Source organism: Pedobacter nototheniae, assembly GCF_004335085.1.
Taxonomy (GTDB): Bacteria; Bacteroidota; Bacteroidia; order Sphingobacteriales; family Sphingobacteriaceae; genus Pedobacter; species Pedobacter nototheniae.
This window is the reverse complement of the sequence record NZ_RQRS01000026.1, coordinates 52,566-75,155: the sequence shown is the minus strand read 5'-3', so window position 1 is coordinate 75,155 and position 22,590 is coordinate 52,566. Positions and strand designations below refer to the sequence as shown.

Genomic DNA, 22,590 nt, shown 5'->3' with positions numbered 1-22,590 from the left:
TATGCATGTTGTTGTGAAAATGCCCTTATATGTCGAAACTTTCTGATGCCATCAAAGCCTTTAACGTTTTACGTTTAAAAGAAATTTTACCGCTGAAATATGAAGCGATGAGTGAGAATTCATTTCGTTTTTATCGTGGTACTTGTCATTTATTTTATCAACGAATTTCAAAAATTAAGAACTTCCCGAAATCGCCAATTGGATGGATTTCTGGAGACTTACATTTAGAAAATTTTGGGAGTTATAAGGGAAATAATAAACTGGTTTATTTCGATTTAAATGATTTTGACGAAGCGGTAAAAGCACCTGTGCTGTGGGAGGTTATAAGGCTGATAACCAGTATTTTTATTGCGTTTCAAACGCTCGAAATAGATTTTGACCAAGCAATGAATATGGCTCTCCTTTTTGTAAAGAATTATTCTACGACACTAAATACAGGAAAAGAAGTAGATTTTGATCCCAGAACTTCAAAAGGGATTGTTCGTGATTTTTTAAGTAGTGCCGAAAAAAGTAGTTATACAAATCTTTTAAAGAAAAGGACCTATAAAAAAGGAAGTAAGCTTGTGCTGGATATTAAGGATGAGCGGCACTTTAAATTGAAAAAAACAAAACGTGAAGAGCTTAAAAATATGATGACTACCTGGCTGGCAGAAAATAACGATAGTCCATACAATTATAAGGTAAAGGACGTAGTTTATCGGCTTGCCGGAACAGGAAGTATTGGACAAAAGAGGTACCTTTTTTTACTTAAAAGCATACGTTTAAAACAGGAATACTTGCTTCTTGATATGAAGGAGGCTTATCCATCATCATTAATTCCTTTTATAAAAACAAAGCAACCAAAGTGGGATAGCGAGGCAAACAGGATTATTACTGTTCAAAAACGCATGCAACATGTCTCCTCATCGTTATTAAGTACAGCTAAATTTAGAGGAAAGGATTATGTTATTCAGGAACTTCAGCCGGTAAAGGATACGATTAGATTTAAGTTAATTAAAGAAGATTACCGCAACATTTATCAGGTAATAGGGGATATGGCCATTTTAACGGCGTCATCACAGTTGCGAAGTGCGGGCATGGATGGATCGGCAACGAAAGATGCCTTAATGAAATTTGCTTCAAATAGCGATTGGCAGCAAAATTTGGTTGATATTGCCGCCGAACAAGCAAGTTTGGTATTTACCGATTATGCCGTGTTTTTAAAAGAATACCAAGATGGAATCTATTCTACGTAGGTGTTTTAATTAGAAATTAAAGACTTAGATTTGCTAATCGGATAACCAGAATGAAAAAAACGCTTTTAAAATTATATCTCATAACTAGTCTACTTCTTTTAGCAGATATTTTAGCCTATTGTTGTTATAAAATAAGCTTAAAAGGCTATTACAACGATATTATTTTGTTTTGGCTGTGGCTTGGGTTAAGCATTGCAGTCATTATTTCATACTGGAAAAAAATCTTGGCGAAACTGCTTTTAGTTGCAATGGTACTAGCCATAATATTGAGCATTTTGCCGATGGCAATTCCATTTTATGCCTTGATATTTTCTACTACACCTTATGGTTTAAAGCTAAATAAAGATTTAAATGAGAATTATAGAGCCCAGGTTGTAGGTTATAGTGTAATGGCTTACCCAACATTGCAAATAATAGAGAAAAAGGGTTTATTGGAAAAGCAGGTATTTCAATGTGCTGATTTTGATTTACTTAATGATGAATCTGAGGTTAAAATTCGAGATGCAAAAGATGTTGTACTTGTAAGCGAAACAGATAGTAAACTTACACTTTCTTTAATTTATAGCAACTTAAATAAACTTTTAGTGTTTGATAAAGCAAGCGGAAAAGTTATAAATAAGTAAGATATAAGATAATTTTGTATATTTTTTATTTTATATTAAGATTAGATTACTACCTAATTAAAGAACAATTAATATTTATTAAGCTTTAGACGTAGATTGAAAAAGTAATTTATACTTACTTTTTTTTAGTAGAATTTATTACAAGTATGACTGATAATAGCAACTTTAGCTACACGTTTTCAGTTGATTAATGTCAAAAAAAGAAATAAAATTCTGTAGAAAGTATTTTTTATCAGTAATTTTGAGGTATATATCATCCCAATATATCTTATTATTTTGCATCCCATATTTATCACCGTTATCGGCGCAATTTTCATATTGTGCATGGTTGTTGTTAAGCTCTTTTTTTACGGTCGTAAAAAGCCTTATTTGAGCATTTTAATGTCTATTTCAGTTACTGGTATTATCTGGTACGCACTAATTTACATGCTCACAAATTCAGGATATATAAAAGATTATCCTGGGCTTTATAACAAGGGATTGCCGTTATATTACCTAATTGCGCCATGTTTTTATCTTTTTATAAGAGGCTCTTTAGATTCTAAATATGCTACTTTCAGGACAATTGATTTACTTCATTTCCTCATCATAATACCAGGCATAATCTCTATAATTCCTTATAGTTTTGCAAGTGTTGTGGAGCAGCAAAAGATTGTAGATCATATAGTTGCTGATGTTAATTTTGCTTTTAGCGATAATAAATATATAGTAGGCACCTGGCATTGGTTTACTTTTCCATTAAGTGCCTGTGCATATACTTTTATGCAGTTTCTACTTACTTTTAAGCAGCGTAAAAAACTTGAAAATAAGAGTACCGTAAAATGGATTTACCTGTTTACAAGCATCTGTGGGTTCCTTTTTCTGGGTATGTTGATGGTAAATTTTACCATTTTACAAAATTTAGGTAAGGCATGGGATATCCTCCATTCAAGTAAAATGGTTTTTGCAATATGCTTTGCTTTATTGATATTAAGTGCGCTTTTCTTTTTAAATCCCGAGTTCCTTTACGGCTTTGTTCCGCAAGATAAAATTGCTAATCTGAGTATAGCGAAAGTGGAAAATGGAGGAACGAAAACGAAAACATCTTTGGATGAGATTAAAACAAAATTAGTAGATACGGGGTTAATAGAACAAGTAGAAACTTTTATAATAAACAATCAGATTTTTAAAAAAACTGGCTTAACTTTAAGTGAGCTTGCATCACTAATTGAGATCCCAAATCATAAACTTTCAGATCTTTTTAACAACCATTTTAAACTTAATTTTAATGCTTACATAAACAACCTTCGTATAAATTATATTAAAAATAGGTTGGATACTGGCGATTGGAAACAGTTTACTTTGGAAGCAATTGCTAATGATGCGGGCTTTTCATCTCGTAATACTTTCTTTGTTGCCTTTAAAAAAGTGATGGATGTTACACCTTCGGCTTACCTATCGTTACTTAAGGACAAGGCAGCATGATTTTGATGTACTGATTTACGAAATCGATACATTATAAAGCCTTCTATGCCCTTTAAATGCAGAATAATTGGTGAATTTTTGCGCTCCGGATAACTAAGGATCATCCCCCTTTGGTATTAAAAAGTAACGCTCGGTATGTCTAATTTCTAGATATAATTTAACTCCAACGTTATTAAAATGCTTGAGAAAGATTTTTCTGGTGAGCTCCGGAAAACAAAAATCTTCTCAATTGTTTATGAATAAACGTTTACTTCTACTTTTTGTTGTGCTCCTTTTTGGGCTAAACAAAACTTTCGCACAATTTACCTTATCCGAGAATTTTAAAGGAAGCACAGCCCCAAGTATAAAACTTGGTAATGATGCCCGCCTAACCTCTGGCGGTGCAGATCCCGTTAATCAAGGCTGGCTCAGATTAACCAATGATGTTGGTGATCAACGTGGCTATGCATTTATTGATAAATCCTTTCCATCAACCCTTGGGGTACTCGTAGATTTTGAGTACAAAACCTATCACAATGAAAGTGAAGGAGCGGACGGAATTGTTGTGTTCCTTTTTGATGGTACCATTACCCAAGCTGATTTTCAATTAGGAGGAACTGGTGCAGGACTTGGTTATGCGCCTCGAGGTAATCAAGGTTTAGCAGGATTAAAAGCAGGCTACTTAGGGATAGGACTTGATGAGTTTGGAAACTTTTCTTCAAATTTTGCCGGCGGTTCTTTTACAGAAAATACGCCAAGTGCAGGACTTGCTTTAGGTAGGTATCCAAATAGCATTACACTTCGTGGACGAGAATCTGACAAGTACAGATTATTGGCTATGAAAACTCTTCCGATACAAGATAATAGCACGGTTCAATATACTGTTGGAGGTACAACCGTACGACCGACAGATGGTGTTTTTTACCGTAGAGTTCAAATTGAGGTTAAACCTAATGCCAACGGACGATATGACATTATTGTAAGATGGGCAACAACTCCAGGTGGTGCCTTTACCCAATTATTTACCTATTCACTGGTAGATCAGGGCGGTGTTAGTTATGCGCCACCTGCTACGCTTAAACTTGGTTTTACATCTGCAACAGGAGGATCTTATAACAAACACGAGGTTAGAAATGTAACCGTAACTACACCAGGAAACCTTAGGGTAAGTAAACGTGCTGATAAAGATTTTTTAAGAACGGTTACCACAGGGAATGCTAATAAAGTAACTTACACAATTGATGTAGTTAATGATACGCAGGAGGCTGTAAACAATGTTCAATTTAAAGATAGATTAACCGATGCTGTTGGAAATCTGTTAAGCAATTCAGCTTTTACCATCAGCAGTATAAATTTTACAGGTTTCAAAACGGGAACAAGCATTCCGCTGCCCACCACCAATGAAATTACAGGCTCGTTGAACATGTCTCCAAACTCTACTGGAACTGTAACCGTAGTTGGAACAATTAATTCAATACCTGCAGGAAATACTTTAACTAATACCGTAAACGTTACGCCAACTGATATTACAGACGTTGATATTGATAACAACACCGCTGTGGTAAATACACCAGTACTTGCAGAAAACGTTGATGTAACCGTTCAGAAAACTGTATCGAACCCTTGTCTTAATACAAGTGGAAATGTTTTTACGGCAGTTGTATCCAATGTTGGTACTTTGCCAACTACAGCTGGAAACAGTATTGTAGTAACCAAAACCTATCCGAATAGTTATATTTTTACACCGGGTGCAAATGATGGGTGGACGAGAAGTGCAAGAACAACAAGTGGAAGTAATTATGTTTACACATATACTTACACTGGAATATTAAACTCTGGAGCAAGTATTTCTCCAATTACATACACTTTAACAGCGCCTGCTGGTGTGAGTACTTATGTAGATGACATTCAAGTAAAATATGTAAACTCATCTGGCGCAAATATCGAAGTAGCAGCCAACCAGAATAATAATAGCGCTTCTAATACAATAGCTACGGTTTCTGGCAAACCAACTGTATCAGCAACTCCAGTTACTTATTGTTTAGGTTCTACAGCAACGGCACTTACTGCTACAGCTACCAACGGTAATACTTTATTGTGGTATCGTGCAAAAGGTGGTGTTTCATCAGTAAACGCACCAATACCAACTACTACAACAGCTGGTAATACAAGCTTTTTTGTAACTCAAACCAATGGAAGTTGCGAAAGTGATTATGCTGAAATTGTAGTAACTGTGCAGGCGGCTGTTGTTGCGGGTAATATAGCCGCTAATCAAACTATTTGTAATGGATCAACACCAAGTGCGTTATCTTCAACCACAGTTGGCAGTGGAGGTACAGCAGGAGCAACAACGGCTTATAGATGGGAAAGTTCTACAAATAACGGTACAACTTGGACAACCATTTCGGGAGCTACCTCACCAACTTATGCACCAGGACCACTAACAGCTACAACTCAATTTAGAAGGGTATATACGGCCACATTAAATGGTGTAGGCTGTTCGGCTGCAACATCTGCAGTAACCATTACTGTTCAAAATGTGCCAACACCAGGAACAATAGGTGCAGATCAAACTATTTGTACAGGTACTTTACCAGCAGGCTTTAATTCTATCACCAGTGGCGATGGAACAGGTTCTGGAACGATTACATACAGGTGGGAAAGCTCTATAAATGGAAGCAATTGGACGACAATTAATGGAGCAACATCTGCCAGTTATGCACCTACAGTAACATTAACAACAACAACGCAGTATAGAAGATATGCAATTTCTACTTTAAATACAATTCCTTGTACTTCAGAGGCATCAAATATTGTTACCGTTACTGTTAACCAAAATCCAACAGTTGCAAACGCTGGTGTTGATATTTTACAGTACAATTCAGGCACTTTTACTCTTCAAGGCAATGCGCCTACAGTGGGTACTGGAACTTGGTCGGTGGTAAGTGGAACTGCAACTATTGCTAATCCATTAAACAGAAATACAACCGTTACAATTGCAGAAAATACTACGGCTACTTTAAGGTGGACTATAACCAACGGGCCTTGTGCGGCATCAATTGATGATGTAAAAATCACTTATACCAAACAAACCAATTTACAAGTAACTAAAACCGTTGATAAAACCACGCCGGTAGTTGGCGATAATATAACCTTTACACTTACCGCTAAAAATAACGGATTGAGTGATGCAACTGGCGTTAAGGTAACTGATCTTTTAAATGCAGGTTATACATTTGTTAGCAGTTCATCTGCAAATTATAATGCAACATCTGGAGAGTGGTTGGTAGGTGCACTAGCTAATGGAGCATCACAAACACTTACAATTATTGCAAAAGTAAATGCCAACGCACTTCCTGCGGCTTATAACAATTCGGTATCAATTACCGGAACTGAAACCGATCCTGATTTAACCAACAATACGGCTTCAATAAACAATATAGTTCCAATTCCATCAGCGGATATTGAAATTGATAAAACAGCCTTAACTAAACCAGCAGTAGCAGGACAGCCACTTGCGTATGCCATTACATTAAAAAATAATGGTCCGAGTACGCTTAAAGCTACAGATGTATTTACGGTAACAGAAAACTACCCTACAGGATATAGCGCTAGTAGTTTTGCGGTATCAAAAGGTACTTTTAACACTACAACAGGAAACTGGAGTGGATTAACCTTGGCTGCCGGAGAGCAAGCAGTACTAACTATTTCAGGTACGGTAGCAGGCAATGCAAATGGAACATTAAATAATACAGTTTCTGTGGCTATACCAGCTACAGTTTCGGATCCAAACTTAAGCAATAACACCAAAACAGATAATACTGCAATAAATAGAATGGTGGATTTAGGGGTTACAAAAACCTCTAGTCCGAAACCAGTGATTGCAGGTAATTTACTAACCTATACCATAACCTTAAGCAACAACGGGCCTTCACCATTATTGGCTAGTGATGCTGTAAAAATTAACGAAAACTTCCCAGTAGGATATACGGCTAATACATTTGTAACATCGGCAGGTGCTTTTGATAAAAACACTGGAAACTGGACCGGTTTAACCTTAACGCAAGGGCAAACTGCAACTTTAACTATTTCTGGTACAGTAGCAGCAAATGCAACTGGTACATTAAGCAATACGGCAAATGTAGTTGCACCAACTGGTACAATTGATAACAATACCAATAACAATTCTGCAACAGAAATAACGGCAGTAACGCGTGAAATAGATTTTGAAATAGCAAAAACAGCTACACCAAAACCTGCCATTGCCGGCGAAATTTTAACTTACACCATTACGGTAACCAATAAAGGCATTAGTGCAATGAACGCTGCCGATGTTTTAAAAGTTACAGATGCTTTACCAACAGGCTTTTCGGCATCTGCCTATAACACATCAGCGGGTACATACGATGTAGCTACAGGAAACTGGAGTGGTTTAACTTTGGCAAAGGCACAAAATGCTACCATTACCATTACGGGTAAAGTAGGTGCAAATGTAACAGGCACTTTAACCAACAAAGCTACTTTAAATGCGCCAACGGGAATTACTGATCCAACGTTAACAAATAATGAAGCAATAGATAATACCACAGTTATTTCAAAACCAGTTTTAGCGATAACAAAATCAGGCGCTTCAGGATTAACAGCAGGATCGACAGTAAATTACACACTTAAAATTGTAAACACCGGAAGTAGTGATGCAATAAATGCAGCAATTAATGATGCTGTACCAGCAGCGGTAGAAAACGTAAGCTGGACAGCCACTGCAAATGGAGATGCAACAGTTGTTACAGGTGCATCTGGCAATGGAAATGCGGTGCTTGTAAAAGCAAATATTCCGGCAGGAAATACAGCTAATTTTATAAATGTTAACATTAGTGGAACATTAAATCCTGCGGCAACAGGAAGTGTAAACAACACGGCAACGGTAGTGCCAGCAGAGCCACAAGGTGCTGGTAGCAACTCTTCAGTTAACTCTAACGTAACAAGTTCATCAGGCGTAGTAATTTCTAAGGCAGGTGCTTCATCGGCAGCAGCTGGAGAAGCCGTAACCTATAAAATTGAGGTAGGCAATAATGGGCCAAGTAATGCAACAGCTGTTCAAATTGCAGATAATGTTCCGGCAGGTTTAACAAATGTAAGCTGGACTACTCAACTGCAAGGTGGGGCATTAATTACCAGCGGTGCAACAGGCACTGGAAATGCCATAAACTTGGTTGCAAATATACCAGCTGGTGCACAGCACAAAGTAATTTTAAATGTATCGGGCACTATTAAACCAGATTTTACTGGCGCATTAACCAATACAGCAACTGCTACACCGCAAGAAACAGGTAGCACACCTATTAGTGCACAGGCAATAACCAATATAAACAGTAAACCAGTATTTACAATTACTAAAACAGGCCCTGCGAGCGTTACTGCAGGTAATAATATAGCTTATACTATTACAGTAAGAAACACAGGACCATCAAATAGTGTTAGTACCATTATTACAGATAATATTCCGACAGGAATTAGCAACGTAAGCTGGACAAGTGCAGTTACTGATGGCACCGCAAATATTACTGCGGGTGGCACTGGAACAGGTAATGTTTTAAGTTTAACAGGTAATTTTAATGCTAATAGTACTGTTCAAATTAATGTAACTGGAAAAGTAAACTCAGGCGTACTTGGCAATATCATTAACTCAGCAACCGTTACGCCATCAGAGGCGGGTGTTGTTCCGGTTAATTCAAACGAAGTAAGTACCTCAGTAATTACCAAATCTGGTTTAACTATTGCAAAAAATGGTCCTGCATCTGTAGTTTCGGGAACCAATATTACATATACCATAGAAGTAGGAAACACTGGGCCAAGTGACGCATTAAGCGCTAAAATAGCTGATTTAATCCCTGCGGAAGTATTAAACCCAACATGGACAACAGCAACGCAAGGTGCAGCAACTGTAATTAGTGGTGGCACCGGAAGCGGAAATACTTTACAAACTGTGGTAAATGTTCCGGCAGGCGCTGCCAATAAAGTGGTCATAACCATTACCGGCAAGGCAAGTGCAGCTTACAATGGAAGCATAACCAATACAGCAAATGTAACAGCAACTGAATTAAACAGCGCTTCGCCACAATCTGCTGTAACAACGGCAATTAACAGAGTACCAACAGTATCGATTACTAAAAATGCTCCATCATCTGTTATTTCTGGAGCCAATATTACCTACAGCATTGAGGTGTTGAATACGAGCACAGCAGATGCGCAAAATCTGGAAATTAAAGATATAGTTTCTTCAGAAATAAGTGCAGTAAGCTGGACAGCTACACCATCAGGAGCGGCAAGTATAAATGGTACGGCTACCGGAACAGGAAATAATGTAACCTTAACAGGAAACATTCCGGCAGGTGCAACCAATAAAATTATACTAACCATTACGGGTAAAGTAAGTGCTGCATATAATGGAACATTAAACAATACGGCTACAGCCACACCAGCTGAAAGCGGTACAAGTCCTAAATCATCAGCAGTAAGTACTGCGGTGCAGAAAATCCCTGTTTTAGCAATTGAGAAAACAGGTCCGGCAAGTATTAGTGCAGGACAAAATATTAGTTATACTTTAAAAATTAAGAATACAGCTACTGCAAACGCAGATTTAGCAACCATTACTGATAATGTACCTGTAAGCATTCAAAATGTAACCTGGGCAGCAACTACAACCGGAACAGCATCTATAAATGGAACGGCAAGCGGAACGGGTAACACCATTAACTTTGTTGGTAATTTACCAGCAGGAGTGGGTAATGAAATTACGGTAACCATTAACGGTACGGTAGACCCATCGGCTAGTGCCAATTTGGTTAATACAGCAACGGTAACACCAGCTGAAACAGGTGCTGTAGCAAAAACATCAAATACTATAACTACACAAGTAAATAAAGTGCCATCGGTTAGTTTAATTAAAACTGGTCCGGCAACTGCAAATGCAGGCGAAATGGTTACTTACATTATTGATGCAGTAAATGCGGGTCCATCTAACGCGGATAATATTGCAATTTCAGATTTAGTTCCAGCTACTTTAACCAATGTATCATGGACGGCAATGGGCTTAGGCACATCATCTGTAGGAACTATTGCAGGAGTTGGAAATGTAAATTTAACAGGTAATCTTAAAGTTGGTAATGCCAATAAAATTCAGATTACGGTTAAAGGAACAATTCCAGCTGCACAAACAAATGCAACAATTACAAATACAGCAACAGCAACTCCTGTTGAAACTGGTACGCCAGTAAACTCTAATGCGGTAAGCACAGCGATTTCTAACAAGAGCAATATTTCTATTGTAAAATCTGCTCCAGTATCTATAAACGCAGGTGAAACGGTAAACTATACTTTACTTGTAAAAAATACAGGACCAAGTAACGCCTTAAATGCGAATATTACAGATGCAATTCCTGCAGATATTCAAAATGTAAGCTGGACAGCCGTTGCAAATGGTGCGGCAAATGTAATTTTTGGGGCATCAGGAAATGGAAATGCAGTTAGCGTAAAAGCGAATCTTCCGGTGGGCGATGCAAATACTGTTATTGTACAAATTACAGGAAAACTGAATCCGGCATTTACAGGAAACTCTTTAACCAATACGGCTTCGGTTATTCCTACAGAAACAGGAAATCCAACAGTAAATTCAAACACAACCACTACGGCTGTAAGCAAACAAGCTGATTTAAGAATCTCGAAAACGGGACCTTCAAATTTATTTGCTGGTGAGCAGGCAACTTATACCATTACGGTAGAAAACCAGGGACCTGGTGATGTTACGGGCGCAGTAATTAACGATGTACTTTCGGCATCAATTATTAATGCAAACTGGACAGTTGCAACAGCGGGCGCCGCTACAACAAATGTAAGCAGTGGTACAGGTAATGTAAATTTAACTGCAGCACTTAAGGCAGGTGGTACTGATAAAGTTATTATTACATTAATTGGTACAGTTGATCCAGCGTTTGCAGGTGCAACCTTAACCAATACTGCAACTGCGGTTCCGCCAGTAGGCGTTACAGATCCAACACCGGCAAGTGCAACGGTTGTAACTAATATTGCTCGCAAGGCTAACGTTAGAATCGTAAAATCTGGTCCGGCAAATGCCAAGGCAGGAGAGGAAATAAACTATACTTTAAGAATTACCAACCAGGGACCAAGTACTGCAACGGCAACTAAAATTGTTGATGCTTTACCAAGCTCAATAAATGCAGGATCAATTACCTGGACGGCAACGGCAACTTCAGGATCGAGCGTTAGTGCTGCTTCTGGTACAGGAAATATAAACTTAACAGCAGATATTGCACCTAACACGGGTATAATTGAAGTTAAAATAAAAGGTATTGTTAGTGCATCTCTATTAGATGGTACGCCAATTTCTAATACAGCTACGGCAACGGTAGCAGCATCAATTAACGATCCGGAAACGGCGAATAATACCTCTACTTTTAATACTATAATAGATAACGATCCGAACTTTACAATTGCAAAATCTGGTCCTGCAAATGCAAACGTAGGCGATCAGATTACCTACACCATTTTAATTAAAAATACTGGTGCTGGCGATATTACTGATGCATTTATTGTTGATAATGTGCCAGATGATGTACAGGTATTAAACTGGATTGCTGAAGTAAATGGAGTTGCGGTAATTAAGTCTGGATCTGCTTCGGCGGGTACCTCAAACAGTATTTTAACTGTAGGCGATATTCCGGCAGGAAACAATAACATATTAATTACTGTAAACGGTATTATTAAACAAACAGCGGGCTCATCTTTCACAAACAAGGCAGAGGCAACCTCTGGTCAGGTTAAAGAAAGTTCGGTAACTACAAGTGTAAACAGATCTACAGATATTGCCGTAATTAAGGCTGGTCCGCAACAAGTAGCTGCTGGCGAAAATATAACATACACCGTAAATGTGTATAATAATGGCTCAGTAGATGTTGATGATATAATAGTTAACGACAATGTAAATCCATTGCTAAACAATGTAACCTGGAGTGCTGCTGCAACTGGTAATGCTACCATTACTTCTACAGCAAATGGGGTAGGTAATGCGGTGCAATTAAAAGGTAATATTGGTGGCGGACAAGGAAACTTTATAACCGTAACCATAAAGGGTAAAGTTCCATCAAATGCAGTCTTAGGGCCGTTAACAAACACGGCTACAGTAACTTTGCCTGCTGCAATAACCGATTACAACACTTCAAATAATACATCGTTAGTAAGTACAAATGTAATTAGTACGCCTACATTGGTAGTACAAAAAACTGGCCCAGCTACAGCAAATGCTGGTAACCAAATTACTTATAAAATTAAGGTAGATAATACAGGCCCAAGTGATGCTACAGCTGTAAACATTACGGATGCATTACAGGCTGAAATTACAAATGCACAATGGACAGCAACCAACAATGGTACTGCTGCTGTTATAAATGGTACAACAACTGGAACAGGTAATATTGCAATAAATGCAAATATTCCAGTAGGTGCATCTGTTGTTATAGATATAACAGGAACCATTAACCCTAATTTTGCAGGAACAATTAAAAATACTGCAAATGCTAAAATAGGTACTAATCCAACGGTTTCTTCGCCAGAGGTAAGTACAACGGTAAGTAAATTAACCAACCTAACAATTACAAAATCTGCACCATTAACGTTAAGTGCTGGGCAACCAATTGTGTATGTTGTGGAGGTAGGCAATAACGGACCAAGTAACGCAGCTGCTGCGGTAATAACAGATAATATTCCAGCAACTATCCTTAACCCAACCTGGGCAACAACAGTTGCTGGTGGTGCGTTAGTTACCGCAAATGGAACGGGAACAGGAAATGCATTATCTTTAACAGGGAACATTCCGGCAGGAGGAAAAATTTATGTAACCATCAATGGTACTTTAGCTTCAAATGCAAGTGGAACGGTTTCAAATATAGCAACAGTTACACCATCAGAGCCTGGAAATAATCCGGTAACTTCTAATCCGGCGGTAACCACGGTAAAACAAACACCTAATTTATTGTTAACAAAATCTGCTCCAACGGCTTCTTCTGGTGGCAGCGGCATAACTTATGCCCTTAAGTTAAGTAATGCAGGCCCATCTGATGCTTTGGGTACAATTTTAGCAGATGCCGTTCCTAGCAACGTTCAAAACGTAAGTTGGATAGGTACTGCAACAAATGGTGCAAGTATAATAACAGGCAGTACCGGTTCTGGTAACAATGTTTCTTTAACCGCAAATATTCCGGCAAATGGAAGTATAGATGTTATCGTTACTGGAACAATTAACCCATTATTTAAAAGCACTTTGGTAAATACAGCTACGGCAACCCCTGCTGAGCCTGGTATTCAACCATCACAAAGTACGGCTTCTACAGTTGTAACACCTTCTGTGGATTTAGTGATTTCAAAAAGTGGTCCTTCAAATGTTTCAGCAGGCACTATAATAAACTATCAGATTGTAGTTAAAAATAACGGTCCAAGTACCGCTTTAAATTCCGCAATTGCAGATATAGTTCCGGCTCAAATTAGCAATGTAGAATGGACTGCAACGGCTGAGGGTGCTACAGCAATTTTATCTGGTCAGCAAGGTACAGGCAACACTATTGCGATAAATGCAAACTTGCCTGCTGCTAGTACAGATCGTATTGTAATTGATATTAAAGGAACGGTTTCGCCAGCCTTTAGTGGAAACCTAAGCAATACAGCAAGCGTTACGCCAGCAGAAACAGGTACAGCTGTAAACTCAACCCCAGTGGTAACAGCGGTGAGCAGGCAACCAATTATTAAAATAACCAAAGGCGGACCTGCAGTACTTAGATCTGGCAATAAAATTAGTTATCTAATTAATGTTGTAAATGAAGGTACAGGTGATGCATTAAATCTTTCGATTGCTGATGCTGCACCAGTTGCACTAAATAATGTAAGCTGGACAGTTCAAAACAGCGGAGCGGCAACAACATCTGTTGCAAGTGGAAGTGGTGATATTAATTTAATTGCAAACCTTCCGGCAGGTGCTGCAAATGGAATAAACATTTATGTAAGTGGCGATATTCCATCAACTTTCGATGGTACAATTTTAAACTCTGTTACTGCGCAACCATCTGAGGCTGGTGCAACAACGGCAACATCTTCCGTTTCTACTTCTGTTTATCGTTCGTCGTTAACCTTAGTAAAAACAGCGTTAAATACAGTAAATAAAGCAGGCGATGTAATAAATTATGAGTTAAATATTAACAACACGGGAACATCTGCATTAACCAATTTGGTTATTGAAGATCAAGGTGCTGATGCAGGCAGTATTACACCTGCAACCATTGCTAGCTTAGCAGCGGGTGCAAACGTAAAAGTAACCGCAAAACATACAGTTACACAAGCTGATGTAGATAAAGGAAGCTTTAGTAATAGTGCTTCGGTAACATCAAAAGCACCAGATGCATCAGAAGTAAGTGATATTTCTGGAATTACAGCAACGGATGATTTACCAACCGTAGTTCAAATTGTACCTGCACCAGGTGTAACCTTAGTTAAAACTGTGGTAGGGGCAGTTCCAAACCAAGCAGGACAAACATTAAACTACAACCTTACCGTTAAAAATACAGGTAATATTACGCTGAGCAATTTAGTGGTAACAGATGCTAATGCAATTGTAGCAGGAAGTCCTATTAGTACATTGGCACCAGGGGCGAGTGTAACCATTACAGCAAGCCATGTATTGAGCCAATCTGATGTAGATGCCGGAATATATTCTAACACTGCAGAAGTTACGGCAAGTCCGGCAATTGGTACAAATATCTCAGATAAATCTGGTACGGATGAAACCAATGATACGCCAACGGTAGCAACAATTGTATCAAATGGATCAATGAGCTTAACTAAAGTTGCAAATAATACAGGTACAAAAGCTGGCGATGTAATTAATTATACCATTGTAGTTAAAAATACAGGAAACGTAACTTTAGGTAATGTTGCCGTAAGTGATGCAGGAGCAGATGCAGGCTCAATCCTTCCGGCAAGCGTTGCAATATTAGCACCAAATGCTACCGCAACCCTTACAGCGAAACATACATTAACACAAGCAGAAGTTGATAATGGAAGTTATAGCAACCAGGCTTCAGTTTCTGGAAATGATCCAAAAGGAAATACGGTTTCTAACAATAAATCTGACGACCCGAATACACCAGCGGTTGATGATGCAACGGTAGTAACCATTATTCCGAATGCGGCAATGACATTAACCAAAGTTGCAGATAATACGGGCAGCAAGGCTGGCGATGTAATCAATTATACCATTGTAGTTAAAAACACTGGAAACGTAACTTTATCAAATGTTGCTGTAAGTGATGCAGGAGCAGATGCAGGTTCAATCCTTCCGGCTAGTATTTCAAGTTTAGCGCCTAATGCTACGGCAACCGTTAAAGCAAAACATACGCTAACACAAGCTGAAATTGATAATGGAAGTTACAGCAATCAGGCAAGTATTTCTGGAAATAATCCAAAAGGGAATACAGTTTCTACGCCAAAATCTGATGATCCGAATACACCAGCGGTTGATGATGCAACGGTAATAACCATTCTTCCGAATGCTGCAATGACATTAACCAAAGTAGCAGATAATACAGGAAGTAAAGCTGGTGATATTATAAATTATACCATTGTAGTTAAAAATACTGGTAACGTAACTTTATCAAACGTAGCGGTAAGTGATGCAGGTGCGGATTTGGGATCAATCCTTCCGGTAAGTATTGCAAGTATAGCACCAAATGCTACGGCAACCGTAACCGCTAAACATACATTAACACAAGCAGAAGTTGATAATGGAAGTTATACTAACCAAGCGTCGGTTTCTGGCAATGATCCAAAAGGAAATACGGTTTCTAACCCTAAATCTGACGATCCAAATACACCAGCGGTTGATGATGCAACGGTAATAAACATTATTCCAAATGCTACAATGAGTTTAACTAAGGTAGCAGATAATACGGGAAGCAAAGTGGGCGATATAATTACGTATACCATTTTGGTTAAAAATACTGGAAATGTAACTTTATCAAACATAGCAGTAAGTGATGCAGGGGCAGATGTAGGCTCAATTCTTCCGGCTAGTATTGCAAGTTTAGCACCAAATGCAACGGCAACCGTTAAAGCTAAACATACTTTAACACAGGCTGAGGTTGATAATGGAAGCTATAGTAACCAGGCTTCAGTGTCTGGAAATAATCCAAAAGGAGGTACGGTTTCTAACCCTAAATCTGATGACCCGAATACACCAGCGGTTGATGATGCAACGGTTGTAAACATTATTCCAAATGCTACAATGACATTAACCAAAGTAGCGGATAATACAGGCAGCAAAGCGGGTGATGTAATTAACTATACCATTGTAGTTAAAAACACAGGAAATGTAACTTTATCAAACGTTATAGTAAGTGATGCAGGGGCAGATACAGGCTCAATTCTTCCGGCTAGTATTGCAAGTTTAGCACCAAATGCAACAGCAACAGTTAAGGCTAAACATACTTTAACACAGGCTGAGGTTGATAATGGAAGCTACAGTAATCAGGCATCGGTTTCTGCAAATAATCCAAAAGGAGGTACGGTTTCTAACCCTAAATCTGATGACCCGAATACACCAGCAATTGATGATGCTACAATAAGTAAAATAATTTCTACTCCTGCGGTTACAATGGTAAAAACCGGCGTATTAAGCACAGATGGAAATAGCATTACATATAGCTTCACAATTAAAAATACTGGAAATGTAACGGTATCATCTATTACAATTACAGATGCGAAAATTGGTTTAACCAGAACATTAAACAAAGTGTTAGCACCAGGCGCATCAACAGTAGAAACCGCTGTTTATACCTTAACACAAGCAGATAAAAATGCCGGAAATGTAACTAACAGTGCAAAGGTTGTGGTACAGGCACCTAACGGACAATCGGTAAGTGATTTATCTGGAACTGCCGAAAATAACGATACGCCAACAGTAACTATTGTACCAGAAAAAGGAGCAATCTCATTGGTTAAAACGGCAGCTTTTAGTGGCAACCAGATTACCTATACCTTCACAATTAAAAACTTAGGTAACGTAACCTTGGATGTAGTTCAATTAACAGATGCCAAATTAGGCTTTGCCAACAAAGTGATAAGCATACCAGGTGGTTTAAACCCAGGTGCTACAGTAACGGTAACCGAAGTTTACACTTTAACGCAGGCTGATAAAGATTTGGGTACTGTAAGTAATACGGCATCAGTTAAAGCCAAAACTCCATCATCAGCTGATGTTCAGGATGTATCAGGAACGGCAGAAGGGAATAATACCCCAACGGTAATTACTGTTCCTAAATCGCCAGTGGCAATAAATGACAAGGCAGAAACTCAGGCAAATGCGCAAATCATAATAAAAGTGCTTGATAATGATGATCCAGGTAACTCTACTTTAGATAAACTGGGTATAGAAATTATGGAGCAACCAAAACATGGAACGGTAAAAATAAATGCTGACGGAACAATTACCTATATGCCAAACCCTGGTTATACAGGAACGGATGTATTTAGCTACCGCGTTAAAGATGCCTATGGTTATTACACCAACGTAGCATCTGCAACTATTCAAATCAATTTCTTTGATGTAACGGTGCCAACACTTTTCACCCCGAATGGCGATGGTATTAATGATACATTCGAAATAAGAGGCTTAGATCAATATCAGGCAAATGAATTAACGATTGTAAACAGATATGGAAATGAAGTATATCGTGCTAAAAACTATCAAAACACCTGGACGGGTGAGGGCTTGAACGAGGGAACTTATTTCTATCTATTAAAAGTGAAGAGAATTGGTAGTAACGAGTTCGAAATTAAAAAAGGATATATAACGCTGATTAGAACATTTAAAAAGTAAAATGAGCCGGGATGTTTTGGCTTTCCAAAACATCCCATTTCAATCAGTAGATATTAAAATAAAATTTTCCATGAAAAAAATATTATTATTCATTACACTTTCTTTAGTACTGCTATGCAGATCGGCAATTGCCCAACAAGATGCCCAGTATAGCCAGTACATGTTTAACGGAATTTACATTAATCCAGCTTATGCCGGATATAAGGAAGTGTTAAACGTGCATAGTTTTTATCGTAGTCAGTGGACGGGCATTAATGGGGCACCAAAAAGTATGTCGCTTGCGGTAGATGCCATTGCTAATGATGGCAACGTTGGTTTAGCACTTCAGGTGGCGAGTGATAAGCTTGGTGCACAAACCAATTTAAGTGTATATGGAAATTATGCATACCGTATTAGAATGAATGACGATGGAAGCTCTCGCCTTGCATTAGGTTTGGGGGTTGGTATGGTTAATTTAGCGATAGATGGTTCAATGCTTAACCCTAATGATGTAGAAATAAATCAACCGGTGGGTACACAAAGTACGATAGTGCCCGATGCAAGGGCAGGGGTTTACTTTTCTAACGATAGGTTTTACGCAGGTTTCTCTGCCGATAATTTAATTGCGCAATACATTAACATTGATAAATATGCATTTATTCCACAGCCCAAACCCCACTATTATTTAACAGCAGGAGCTTTATTTCCTTTAAACGAAGATTTTCAGATTAAACCTTCATTTCTAATTAAAGATGATAGAGGCGGACCAACAAGTTTAGATATTAATGCATTTTTAATGATAAAGGATGCAATCTGGATTGGCGGCTCTTACCGTACTGGAATTAAGCTTTACGACAAAAGTTATCTGCAAAAAGATCTTTCTACCCGAAATTCAGCCGTGGCAGCCATACAATTATTTCCTTCAGAAAAAATTAGAATCGGATACGGTTATGATTTTTCAATTGGCCCATTGCAAGGATATAGCGGTGGTACACACGAAATTTCTGTAGCCTTTTCTTTTGGTAGATCGGATGTTAGAATGGCTACCCCAAGGGTTTTCTAATTGTATAGTAGAGCTTAAACCGTAAACATGAAAGATAAAACTAATGATAATAACATCAGAATTATTGTTGCCCAGCCACAAGAAATTGTTTACCGCGGACTAAAAGATTTGCTTTCTACATTTTGGAAAAAAACACAGATTGTTCATGTAACTTCTATGGAAAAACTGGTTGTACAACTTAAGAATAATCCAAACATTGTGTTTATAGATCCACAACTAAAAGGAATAGAAGGGAAAAACTTTATTAATGATTTAAAAGCCGTAAATAACATCACTAAAATTCTTGTGTTTTCATCTCTTAACGAAATGATTTATGCAATTCCATTATTGAAAGCTGGAGCCGATGGTTTTTTATCTAAAAATGCAACCGAATCAGAAATATTAGTTGCCATTACCACGCTGCTTGCAGGCAGCCGATACTCGAGCCAAAAAATTAAGGAAGTATTGTTTGATGGCATTTTAAGAGGCGGTGATGAAAGCGATTACTTAAGGCTTTCTAACAAAGAATTAATCGTTGCCGAATACCTTGCCAATGGATTTAGTGTTTTGGAAATTGCAAATACAATGAAACTGCAAAAAGGAACAATAAGCACATTTAAAAATAGAATTTTCAAAAAGTTAAAAATTTCCAATGTAATTGACCTCGCTGGAAAAATGAAAACTTACGAAAAATAAAATATGATTAACCGGACTCAGGTCTTTTTACATCTCAAAATAATGAAGAAAATTATATCAGGTATATCGCTTTTAGCTTATGGCGTAGTGGCTTTCAGCTTTTCGGCAAAAGCACAATATGTGATTAAAGATGCCGATAAACAGTACGAGTTGTACAATTATAGCAAGGCAATTGATCTTTATGAGCAAGCCTATAAAAAGAAAGAAACTTTACATGCAGCAGAGCGTTTAGCCAATGCTTATAGTTTTGTAAATAATTATGTACAGGCCGAAAGTTGGTACGCAATTGCATCTAAAATGCCCAACAGCAAACCCGAAAATACATTGGGTTATGCTAAAGCCTTGCAAAGTAATTCAAAATATTCTGAAGCCAAAGTTCAATATTTAAACTATGCAGATCAAAATAAAAAGGTCTCTCAAAAGCAATTGGCGGTGTGGGTTGCTTCCTGCGATTCTGCGATAAAATGGATGAAATTTCCAAAACAGGTGGAACTAATCAACCAAAAGGCTTTAAATACCCAACAATCTGATTGGGGCGCAGTAAGCTATCAAGGTACTCTTGTTTTTACTTCCGATAGGATAAACAGCGGTTTGACAACAAAAGAAAGCAAAGGCTTTTTAAAATTCGATGGTACCAAAATGCCCGATAAAAAAACTTACGGGTGGACTGGTAACGGTTATTTGAAACTGTACATTAAATCTAAAACGGATAGTTTGCAACTTTTTCCAATTAAAACAGGAACCAATTACCACGTAGGTGCTGCAAGTTTTACTGCCGACGGAAAAACCATGTATTTTACCATGACGAAAATTCCTGGTGATTTAGAAAAAGTAAAGAACATGCCAAGTACTGTAAATGTAGAAATTTATAGCAGTACCAAAGATGCCAACGGCAACTGGAGCGAGCCTGTTTCGTTTCCATACAACAACGTTAACAACTATTCTGTAGGTGATCCTTTTATTTCTACTGATGGTAATAGCCTATATTTTGCTTCCAACATGCCAGGTGGTAAAGGTGGTACAGATATTTATGTTTGTCTTAAAACCGATGCTGGCGAATGGGGAAAACCTGTAAATCTGGAAGAAATTAATACTGAGGGTAATGAACGTAGTCCTGCTTTTGATGCTAACAACAATTTGTTTTTTGCGAGTGATGGTCGTGTAGGAATGGGAGGTTTAGACATTTTTAGAGCGCTGAGAAATGGTGCTGGCATTGGCCAGGTAGAAAACTTAGGGTATCCTTTTAATTCGCCACATGATGATTTCGGCTTTAGTTTGAATGATAAAGATGGAATTGCGTACCTATCTTCAAATCGCAATGGCGGTGTAGGTAGCGATGATATTTATGCGGTTGATAGAAACATGGTTTTAGCTTTTAAACTTGAAGGACGTGTTTACGATAAGAAAAGTAACCAACCAATTAGTGGTGCAATTGTAACGCTAGCAAAAGTAAATGGTAGCGAGCTTAAAGTTGAAACGGATGAAAATGGTGGTTATAAATTTAACCTTTCAAAAAACTCAGAATATAATGTAAGTGCCGAAAAAACGGCTTATAGATCTGACGTAGAAAATTTAGCAACAATTGGTTTAACTACTTCGCAGGTACTTCAGCAAAACCTCTATCTTGAAGCTATTGAGATTAATAAAGGCATTAGATTAGAAAACATTTACTACGATTTTGATAAGTGGAATATCCGTGCAGATGCTGCGGTTGAACTGGATAAACTGGTTAAGATTATGAAAGATAATCCAACCATTTGGATTGAGCTTGGATCTCATACCGATAGTAGAGGAAAGGATAGTTACAACTTAAAACTGTCGCAAAAAAGGGCAGAATCAGCAGTTGATTATATCATTTCAAAAGGAATTGATAAAAACAGAATTACTGCTAAAGGCTATGGCGAAACGCAATTGCTAAATGCTTGCGCCAATGGGGTAGAATGTAGCGAAACCGAACACCAGCTAAATAGAAGAACTGAGTTTAAAATCGTTAAATAAAAACTCTATTAGCAGCAGTATAAAATATATTTTTAGGGTAACGCTCTCAAATTAACGTTCTCCATTTTTATATTTAAATTGCTAAACGACCGTTATTGCGAACTAAAAACTGTTCGCAATAACGGTCGTTTTGTTATAAGTAGATTTCAGTTGGGCCAATTTTGCCCGATTAATAAAAATCATTAATATATTTGCCGCGTGAACAAAGTTGTAATTTTCTTCCTGTTCCCGGTATTAATCTTTAGCACTTCTGTACGTGAAGTATTAAAGATGCCCCAACTTATAGTACATTTTATTCAGCATCATCAATTAAACTCGCAAATTAGCTTTATCGATTTTTTAGAAATGCATTACATCGGAGAGGATCAGGATGATAATGACGATGAGGAAGATATGAAGTTGCCATTCAAAAAATTAGATGGTCACCACGTAATCTCCATCGGCGTCCCTTCCGAAAAATTTATTCTTCTAAAAGCCGCCTGCTTAAATCTTTTAGTAGATTCTTCCATCGCTTACGAGCAAATATATAGTAGTCCTACTTTTGGAAGTCTTTTCCGCCCGCCAATTGCATTAGCATAGTTTTATATCTATTTCCAGTTTTCTTTCAAGGAGCAATTTTGCAGTCACCTTGAATAA

The 22,590-nt window shown here is 37.9% G+C and carries 8 protein-coding genes; all 8 read left to right on the top strand.

What is annotated here, in order from left to right; all coding sequences use genetic code 11:
* The first annotated feature begins 29 nt into the window (after positions 1-29).
* The 8 genes from EHC72_RS19395 to EHC72_RS19360 all read left to right on the top strand — a co-directional run bounded on the left by EHC72_RS19395 (position 30) and on the right by EHC72_RS19360 (position 22,533).
* Positions 30-1,235: a DUF2252 domain-containing protein gene (locus EHC72_RS19395; RefSeq protein WP_131539371.1), complete on the top strand. Its 1,206-nt coding sequence runs from the start codon at positions 30-32 to the stop codon at positions 1,233-1,235.
* Positions 1,236-1,285: 50 nt separating this feature from the next.
* Complete coding sequence (locus EHC72_RS19390; RefSeq protein ID WP_131539370.1) at positions 1,286-1,858, top strand: hypothetical protein; 573 nt, start codon at positions 1,286-1,288, stop codon at positions 1,856-1,858.
* 381 nt (positions 1,859-2,239) lie between these two features.
* Positions 2,240-3,322, top strand: a complete 1,083-nt coding sequence (locus EHC72_RS19385) for a helix-turn-helix domain-containing protein (protein ID WP_165585881.1) — start codon at positions 2,240-2,242, stop codon at positions 3,320-3,322.
* A gap of 235 nt (positions 3,323-3,557) precedes the next feature.
* On the top strand, positions 3,558-18,239 hold the full coding sequence (locus tag EHC72_RS19380) for a DUF7507 domain-containing protein (protein WP_131539368.1): 14,682 nt from the start codon (positions 3,558-3,560) through the stop codon (positions 18,237-18,239).
* A gap of 70 nt (positions 18,240-18,309) precedes the next feature.
* Positions 18,310-19,281 carry a PorP/SprF family type IX secretion system membrane protein gene (locus tag EHC72_RS19375; protein WP_131539367.1) on the top strand — a complete coding sequence of 324 codons (972 nt, stop codon included), beginning with the start codon at positions 18,310-18,312 and terminating at the stop codon, positions 19,279-19,281.
* Positions 19,282-19,308: 27 nt separating this feature from the next.
* Positions 19,309-19,956 carry a response regulator transcription factor gene (locus tag EHC72_RS19370; protein WP_131539366.1) on the top strand — a complete coding sequence of 216 codons (648 nt, stop codon included), beginning with the start codon at positions 19,309-19,311 and terminating at the stop codon, positions 19,954-19,956.
* Between the two features lie 42 nt (positions 19,957-19,998).
* On the top strand, positions 19,999-21,954 hold the full coding sequence (locus tag EHC72_RS19365) for an OmpA family protein (protein ID WP_131539365.1): 1,956 nt from the start codon (positions 19,999-20,001) through the stop codon (positions 21,952-21,954).
* Positions 21,955-22,152: 198 nt separating this feature from the next.
* Positions 22,153-22,533, top strand: a complete 381-nt coding sequence (locus tag EHC72_RS19360; protein ID WP_131539364.1) for a hypothetical protein — start codon at positions 22,153-22,155, stop codon at positions 22,531-22,533.
* Positions 22,534-22,590: the final 57 nt, after the last annotated feature.

Bases quoted from the DNA above. Each gene is read 5' to 3' on its own strand.
- EHC72_RS19395 (WP_131539371.1), top strand. From the start codon at position 30: ATGTCGAAACTTTCTGATGCCATCAAAGCCTTTAACGTTTTACGTTTA.
- EHC72_RS19390 (WP_131539370.1), top strand. From the start codon at position 1,286: ATGAAAAAAACGCTTTTAAAATTATATCTCATAACTAGTCTACTTCTT.
- EHC72_RS19385 (WP_165585881.1), top strand. From the start codon at position 2,240: ATGTCTATTTCAGTTACTGGTATTATCTGGTACGCACTAATTTACATG.
- EHC72_RS19380 (WP_131539368.1), top strand. From the start codon at position 3,558: ATGAATAAACGTTTACTTCTACTTTTTGTTGTGCTCCTTTTTGGGCTA.
- EHC72_RS19375 (WP_131539367.1), top strand. From the start codon at position 18,310: ATGAAAAAAATATTATTATTCATTACACTTTCTTTAGTACTGCTATGC.
- EHC72_RS19370 (WP_131539366.1), top strand. From the start codon at position 19,309: ATGAAAGATAAAACTAATGATAATAACATCAGAATTATTGTTGCCCAG.
- EHC72_RS19365 (WP_131539365.1), top strand. From the start codon at position 19,999: ATGAAGAAAATTATATCAGGTATATCGCTTTTAGCTTATGGCGTAGTG.